The sequence below is a fragment of the Myxococcus sp. AB025B genome, from assembly GCF_006518215.1.
In the GTDB taxonomy this organism is placed as follows: Bacteria; Myxococcota; Myxococcia; order Myxococcales; family Myxococcaceae; genus Myxococcus; species Myxococcus fulvus.
The window spans coordinates 1-4,663 of the sequence record NZ_SRLW01000486.1 but is presented as its reverse complement, the minus strand read 5'-3'; the positions used below and the strand labels follow the sequence as shown (position 1 = coordinate 4,663).

At 68.0% G+C, this 4,663-nt stretch carries 4 protein-coding genes; all 4 read left to right on the top strand.

All coding sequences use genetic code 11. The annotated features are described in order from the left end of the window. The first annotated feature begins 22 nt into the window (after nucleotides 1-22). Nucleotides 23-847, top strand: a complete 825-nt coding sequence (locus tag FL311_RS41305) for an outer membrane beta-barrel domain-containing protein (RefSeq protein ID WP_141333108.1) — start codon at nucleotides 23-25, stop codon at nucleotides 845-847. Beyond that, the gene (locus FL311_RS41300) at nucleotides 844-1,626 is read left to right on the top strand and encodes an outer membrane beta-barrel domain-containing protein (protein WP_141333107.1); all 783 of its coding nucleotides are present in this window, start codon (nucleotides 844-846) and stop codon (nucleotides 1,624-1,626) included. The genes FL311_RS41305 and FL311_RS41300 overlap by 4 nt, the downstream gene beginning before the upstream one ends. Further along, a complete protein-coding gene (gene gltC / locus FL311_RS41295) occupies nucleotides 1,626-3,677 on the top strand; it encodes an adventurous gliding motility protein GltC (protein WP_194869601.1) in 2,052 nt (683 codons plus the stop codon). Before FL311_RS41300 ends, gltC begins: the two co-directional genes overlap by 1 nt. A 115-nt stretch (nucleotides 3,678-3,792) precedes the next feature. After that, nucleotides 3,793-4,663 (top strand): MFS transporter (locus tag FL311_RS41290; RefSeq protein WP_141333105.1); only part of this gene is annotated, 871 nt, incomplete at its 3' end.

Here is a 4,663-nt window from a genome sequence, read left to right as displayed (position 1 = left end):
CCTCCCCCACGGAGCCCCCGGTTTGAATCGCCACACGTTGCTGCTCGCGCTGTGCCTGGTGCCTGGTCTGGCATCCGCGCAGAGCCAGGAGGGCATGGGACTCGACCTCACGGAAGAGACCCAGCCCAAGTCGGAAGAGTCCACCACGCCACCGCCGGCGGAGGAGGCCGCGCCCGCGAGCACGGCCACGCGCCCCGTCGAGGAGGAGGCTCCGCCTCCCGAGGCCTTGATGCCGCTGACGGACATCACCCAGGAGGACCGGGTGAAGAGCGTCCAGCGCAAGGTGTATCGGAAGAAGGGCCGGTTCGAGCTGACGCCGCTCATCAGCATCTCCGTCAACGATCCGTTCTACTCGAAGGTGGGCGCGTCGGTGCGAGGCGCGTACTACCTGGCGGACACGCTGGCCATCTCCGCGCGCGGCTCGGTGATGCAGGTGGTGCCGTCCGACGACGTGCGCACCGCCAAGCGCACCTTCAACAGCAAGATCTACAACTCGGTGCCCCAGTGGTCCGCCATGGGCGACGTGGAGTGGAGCCCGCTGTACGGCAAGGTGGCGTTCCTCAACTCCATCCTCCACTTCGACGGCTACCTGCTGGCGGGCGCGGGCGTGGTGAACACGGAGACCTCGTCGCTGCCGGGTCGCGGGCTCAACCCGGCCGCGGACCTGGGCCTGGGCATGCGCTTCGTCGCCCAGGACTGGATCGCGGTGAACGTGGCGCTCATCAACACCTCCTATGTGGATCAGCCCCTGGGTAGCGCCAAGGGCGCCGTGCAGAACGTCATGACCCTCAACGCCGGCATCTCGCTGTTCCTGCCCTTCCGTTCGACGGGGAGGGACGCGGAATGAAGCCCGTCTTCCGTTGGCTGCTCGCGCTGTGTCTGATGGCGCCGGTGCTCGCGCACGCGCAGGCCTCCGAGGAGGAGGAGGCCGGCGACGTGTCGGAAGTGGACAAGGACCGCCTGGGGCCCCTGCGTGAGCGGGTGCGTCCGGTGTCCGGCCACGTGTTCCTCAAGAAGGGGCGCTTCGAGTTCAGCCCGTCCGCGACGCTGTCGCTGCGCGACGCCTTCTTCACCAAGTACATCTTCGGCGGCACGCTCACCTACCACCCCATGGAGACGCTCGGCGTCAGCCTGCGGCTGGGCTACGCGGTGACGTCGGTGGCGGGCGCGGCGCAGATCTGCACCTTCTCCGACGGCACGGACGGCTCCACGCGCGGCTGCTCGTCGCCGACCATGAACGAGCTGGACGGTCAGGCGCCCGGGCAGCTCAAGCTGCTGGGCGGCGTGGACGTCCAGTGGGCGCCCATCTACGGCAAGCTGTCGCTGCTCGCCGAGAAGTTCGTCCACTTCGACCTCTACGGCATCGTCGGCGCGTCCGTCGTCCAGTACCGGGGCCCGGACCTGGATGACACCACGGCCCTCTTGGCGAAGAACTACCTGACGCCCGGCGGCAACGTGGGCGTGGGCCTGCGCTTCTTCTTCAACCGCTGGGTGTCGCTGCGCACCGAGGTGCGCGACCTCATCTACGTGGAGAAGAGCCGCACCTCCGACAGCTACCTGCGCAACCAGCTGATGTTCGAGCTGGGTGTGTCCTTCTTCTTCCCCTCGTCCAACCCCGAGTCATGATGCGTTCCTTCAGGCTCATCCGTCTCGCCGTCCTCGGGCTCGCGCTCGCGTGGACGGCTCCATCCCACGCCCAGAGCTTCGAGGGCCTGGACCTGGGCGGTCAGTCCAAGTCCAAGAAGAAGAAGAAGGGCGCGACCTCCTCCAAGGGCTCCAAGTCCGCCAAGGGCAAGAAGAAGACCGGGCGCGGCAAGTCCGCTCCCGCGCTGGTGGAGGCTCCCGATGAAGAGCCGATCCCCGCGCCCGCGCCCGCGGAGGCCGCTCCCTCGGCCGTCACGGCTCCGGCTGCGACGCCCGCCGCCACGACGCCCACGCCTCCGGCGCCCACGCCCGCGGCCCCTCCGGCGCAGGACAGCTCCGGTGGCTTCGGGCTGGACCTGACGCAGCAGGAGGCCCCCAAGACGCCCGCGCCCACCATGTCGTTCGACGCGGTGGACGTGTCGGGCAAGACGGCGGACCGCCAGCGCCTGGACGTGGCGGTCAGCCTCTTCAAGAACGACGAGTACGAGAAGGCCTCCATGGCGGCCCACGAGCTGCTGGCGGACCCGAAGCTGGCGGGGCTGCACACCGAGGCGCGCTACGTGCTGGCCAAGTCGCTCTACCGCATGGGCATGTACCACTCGTCGCTCGGCGAGTTCTCGAAGATCCTCTCGCTGGGGCCCTCCACCAAGTTCTTCAAGACGAGCCTGGAGTGGCTGTTCTTCATCAGCCGCAAGACGAAGAACGAGACGGTCATCCTCGATGAAATTGCCCGACACGCGAACCAGGAGTTCCCGGAGAAGTACCGCAACGAGTTCCGGTACCTGCTGGCGCGCTACCACTTCGTGCGCGGCCGCGCGCTGGACCAGGTGGGTCAGACGGCGGACGCGGACAAGAGCTTCAACGAGGTGAAGCGGCTGACGCTGCTCATCCCGAAGACGGACGCGTTCTATCCCCGCGCGCGCTACCTGGACGGCATCGCCAGCTTCCGCAACGGCAGCCGTCAGAAGGACGCGGCGTCCAAGCGCGGCAACGGCGAGATGCTCGCGTCGGTGGAGGCGATGAAGGAGGTGGTGCGCCTCACCCGCCCGGTGGCCGGCAAGTCCGCGGACCAGGCCAAGGCGGACAAGTCCCTGCGCGAGCTGGCGTTCATGCAGCTGGCCCGGACGCACTACGGCATGCAGCAGAACCGCTACGCGCTGTTCTACCTGGGCAAGGTGGAGCGCGGGAACACGCAGTGGCTGGAGTCGCTCTTCGAGTCGAGCTGGGCCAACTACCGCGTGGGCCAGTACGAGCAGGCGCTGGGCAACCTGATTACGTTGTCGTCGCCCTTCTTCCGCGAGGAGTACTTCCCGGAGGCGCTCATCCTCAAGGCGGTCATCTATTACGAGAACTGCCGCTACCGCGAGTCGAACATCATCCTCCAGGACTTCGAGCGCACGTACCTGCCGGTGCATGACCAGCTCGAGGGCCTGGTGAAGAAGGACATGGAGGCCTCGGCCTACTACTCGGTGCTGGCGGACGTGCAGAAGAAGAACAAGGAGGGGCTGGAGAAGAACGACACCGACCTCATCCTGGAGCGCATCCTCCGGCTGGCCCTCACGGACCAGGACCTGCGCAAGACGAACGACTCCATCCTCGAGCTGGAGGGGGAGATGGACGCCTTCGCCAGCCGCGGCGACACCTTCAAGTACTCCGAGCTGTCCAAGCAGCTCCTGGAGGAGCTGAAGGTGCAGCGGCTGAGCCTCATCTCCAAGGCCGGCATCATGGCCAAGGGCAAGCTGGAGACGGAGCTCGTGGCGCTCAAGCAGCTGCTCGCCAACGGCCTGCGCATCAAGTTCGAGACCACCACGAAGGAGAAGGAGTTCCTGGAGGAGCAGCTCAAGGCGGGCGGCCGCACGGCCATCGTCAAGAAGTACCGCTTCTCCGTGGCGGTGGCGGACGACCAGCTCTACTGGCCGTACGAGGGTGAGTACTGGCGCGACGAGCTGGGCACGTACCAGTACACGCTGACCAAGGGCTGCATCGACCGCGACTCGGCGAACCGCAACGTCCAGTCGGCGGAGGCCCTGTAGCGGCAGGCCCCGCGTCGAATCGTCGCGGGGGGCTCGCACGGAGCGCCTTTTCGACCGCCGGAGCGCTATCTTCCGCGCTCCGGCGGTTTTTCATTTCAGGCAAAGGGAGCTACGGGTGAGCCGGACGGCGTCACTGCGCGTCGTCTTCGGAATCGTGTCGCTGGACCTCATCGGGTTCGGCATCCTGATTCCGCAGCTGGGCGTGTACGGAGTGAAGTTCGGGGCGTCGCCGTTCACGGTGGGCCTGCTCATCTCCGTCTTCTCGTTGATGCAGCTCATCGCGGCGCCGGTGCTGGGGCGGCTGTCGGACAGGTACGGCCGCAGGCCCGTGCTCCTGGCCAGCCAGGTGGGCTCGCTCCTGGGCTACCTGCTGTTCGCCGTGGCGCACTCGCTGCCGCTGTTGTTCCTGGCGCGCATCATCGACGGCCTCTCCGGCGGCAACATCGCCACCGCACAGGCGGTGGTGGCGGACATCACCAGGCCGGAGGAGCGGGCGCGCGGCATGGGCGTCATCGGCGCGGCCTTCGGGCTGGGCTTCGTGCTGGGGCCCGCGCTCGGGGGCTTTCTGGGCGCGTGGGGTGGCAACCTGGCCATCGGCCTGTTCGCCGCGGGGCTGGTGGCCGTGAACCTGGTCTGCACGTACCTGTTCCTGCCGGAGTCGCGCGCGCCGGGCGGGCCGGAGGGCCACGCGCGCACGCTCAAGGGCGTCTCCCAGGCGCTGCGGCTGCCCGTGGTGGCCAGGTGCCTGGTGCTGATGCTGCTGTTCACCACCGCCTTCGCCCAGATGGAGGGCACCTTCTCCGTCTACCTGCTGACGCGCTTCCTGTCCTCGGGGCCGGTGGCGCTGGAGGAGGGAGGGCTGTTCCTGCACGCGGTGCGCACGGACGCGGCGGTGCTGAAGGAGGCGAGCCTTCGCGCCGGCTGGCTCTTCGCCGTGGTGGGGATTCTGAGCGCGCTGGTGCAGGGTGGGGTGGTGCGCCGGCTGG

Coding starts and splice junctions, on each gene's coding strand:
- gltC (WP_194869601.1), top strand. CDS start 1,626: ATGCGTTCCTTCAGGCTCATCCGTCTCGCCGTCCTCGGGCTCGCGCTC.
- FL311_RS41300 (WP_141333107.1), top strand. CDS start 844: ATGAAGCCCGTCTTCCGTTGGCTGCTCGCGCTGTGTCTGATGGCGCCG.